Here is a 2,564-nt window from a genome sequence, read left to right as displayed (position 1 = left end):
TCCGCCATGCGTCACTGTTCGTCATTCACCGCTGTTCGCCACATATCGCTGTTCGTCATTCACCGTTGTTCGCCGAACCCGCCGGATGCGCCGGGGTTCGCCAGGAGGAGGCAGCAGATGACAGGGTTGACGGCTCGTCCCGAGGACGCCGTTGCCAGGATCGCTCTTCCCCGGCCCGCCGCCGACGACGACGTCCAGGCCGATCGGAGAGCCCCCGCGGCACGCCTGGCCCAGCTGCTGGACACCGGCTCCGTGACCGCCCTGCACCCCGCCGACGACACCGGCGTGCTCGCCGTGCGCGGGCGGATCGACGGCGCCCCCGTCCTCGCCTACTGCACCGACGCGACGGTGATGGGCGGCGCTCTCGGCCTCGGCGGCGCCCATCACATCGTCGACGCCATCGACACGGCGGTGCGCGAGGGCCGGCCGGTGATCGGGCTGTGGCACTCCGGCGGCGCCCGGCTCGCGGACGGGGTCGAGTCCCTCGACGGCGCCGGCCGGATGTTCGCGGCCATGACCCGGGCCTCGGGCCGGGTGCCGCAGATATCGGTGGTGCTCGGCCCGGCCGCCGGCGCCGCCGCCTACGGCCCCGCGCTGACCGACATCGTGATCATGTCGACGTCCGGCCGGATCTTCGTGACCGGCCCCGACGTCGTGCGCAGCGTGACCGGCGAGCAGATCGACATGGCGGACCTCGGCGGCGTCGACGCGCACGGCCGCCGCTCCGGGGTCGTGCACGTCACCGTCGACACCGAGGACGACGCGTTCGTCCGGGCCCGCCGGATCACCGGCCTGCTCACCCGCCCCGGCCGTTTCGACCCGGACACCGTGGACGACGGCCGGGACCTGCGCGAGCTGCTGCCCGCGACGGCGCGGCGCGCCTACGACGTCCGCCCGCTGCTGCTGGAGATCCTCGACGGCGCCGGGCCGTGGAACGCCTTCGAGGAGCTGCAGCCCCGCTGGGCACCCAACATCGTCATCGGCCTCGGCCGCCTCGGCGGGCACACGGTCGGAGTCGTCGCCAACAACCCGATCCGCAAGGGCGGCTGCCTGGACTCGCTGAGCGCGGAGAAGGCCGCCCGGTTCGTGCGCATGTGCGACGCGTTCGGCGTGCCGCTGCTGGTCGTCGTCGACGTGCCCGGCTACCTGCCCGGCGTCGGGCAGGAGTGGGACGGTGTGGTCCGCCGGGGCGCGAAGCTGCTGCATGCCTTCGCCGAGGCGGTGGTGCCCCGCGTCACCCTGATCACGCGGAAGTCCTATGGCGGGGCGTACATCGCGATGAACTCCCGTTCGCTGGGCGCGACCGCCGTCTACGCCTGGCCGCAGGCCGAGGTCGCCGTCATGGGGGCGGAGGCCGCCGTCGGCATCCTGCACCGCCGGAAGCTGGCCGCCGCCGCGGACGACGAGCGGCGCGAGGAGCTGCGCGCCCAGCTCGTCGCCGAGCACCAGCGGGTCGCCGGGGGTGTCGACCGCGCCCTGTCCCTCGGCGTCGTCGACGAGGTCATCGACCCGGCCCGCACCCGCCGCACCCTCGCGCGGACCTTCGCCACCGCGGCCGAACACCCCGCCGCGGACGAGCGCCTCACCACGGCCGGCCCCCGCGGCGGCCACAACAACATCCCGCTGTAACCGGAGCCCCCGGCAGGCATGTTCCCGGCAGGCATGTTCCCGGCGAGCGGCCCGCCGGGAACATGCCTCGGGACGACGGCCGGGAATTTCCCCGGCCGGCGCCCCGGAACCCACGCTGGCACCGGCCCGGATCCGGCCGGGCCGGATCCGGGCCGGCCGGAATCAGTCCGGGAAAATCAGCCGGAAGAGCCCGATCACCGGTTTTTCCACCGGTCTCACGATAGGTCCTGCCACCGGTTTCACGATTCTTGCTGCGGGTCCTCCGAGCCACCGAACGGTTGCCGTGGCCCACCGAACGGTTCCGCTGGCTGGCTGAAATCCCTCGTCTCACCGCCCTGCTCCGCTTCGGCACCCGGCTGCCCGCCTGCCTCCGCCGTGGCCGGCCCGCTGCCCTCACCCTGGGCCTCGGCGCCCGGCCGCGTCCCCTCACCTCCGCTCTCGGCCTGCGCGGCCTGCCCGGCCTGCGCGCCCGGCACCGTGACACCGACGAGTTCGCGCAGCCGCGTCTCGACGTAGGGCTCGGTGTGGTGCGACCTGTCGGCGATCCGCCGTACGAGATCGTTGACGCTGGTGGCGGCCTCCAGGTCCGCGATGCTGACCTGGACGAACTGATCGAGGATCTGGTGGCGGATCTGCTCCCAGTCCCCCCGCAGCCGCTGCTCCAGCTCCTGCGCCTGCTGCTGCTCCATACGATCGCCTCCACCGCGAGCCAGCTATTTGTAGGAATAAAACTACTTCGCTACCAGGCGGCGTCAACTCGAGACAACAGATACATCAGCACCCCGTTCCCGACACGCCAGCCGTCCTATTCCGCCGGAATACCACGACCTGGCCGATGTCCGCCGCGACGGATGTACCGGAACAAGCCATCTTTTTTTCCGAACAAAAGGACCGGCCCGCCGCCCCGCCATCCCGACTCACGATCCCCGACTCAC

Annotated in this window: 2 protein-coding genes; one reads left to right on the top strand and one right to left on the bottom strand. The window is 72.3% G+C overall.

All coding sequences use genetic code 11. The annotated features are described in order from the left end of the window. Positions 1-117 precede the first annotated feature (117 nt). Positions 118-1,629 carry an acyl-CoA carboxylase subunit beta gene (locus AC5LUJ_RS19940; RefSeq protein WP_250286221.1) on the top strand — a complete coding sequence of 504 codons (1,512 nt, stop codon included), beginning with the start codon at positions 118-120 and terminating at the stop codon, positions 1,627-1,629. Between the two features lie 239 nt (positions 1,630-1,868). Here the strand turns inward: AC5LUJ_RS19940 and AC5LUJ_RS19935 are convergent, their stop codons facing one another. Further along, positions 1,869-2,318 carry a hypothetical protein gene (locus tag AC5LUJ_RS19935; RefSeq protein ID WP_445548778.1) on the bottom strand — a complete coding sequence of 150 codons (450 nt, stop codon included), beginning with the start codon at positions 2,316-2,318 and terminating at the stop codon, positions 1,869-1,871. Positions 2,319-2,564: the final 246 nt, after the last annotated feature.

The sequence above is a fragment of the Protofrankia sp. CiP1_Cm_nod3 genome (assembly GCF_982290655.1).
The sequence above is the reverse complement of the archived record's forward strand: the minus strand, read 5'-3'. Positions and strand labels throughout refer to the sequence as shown.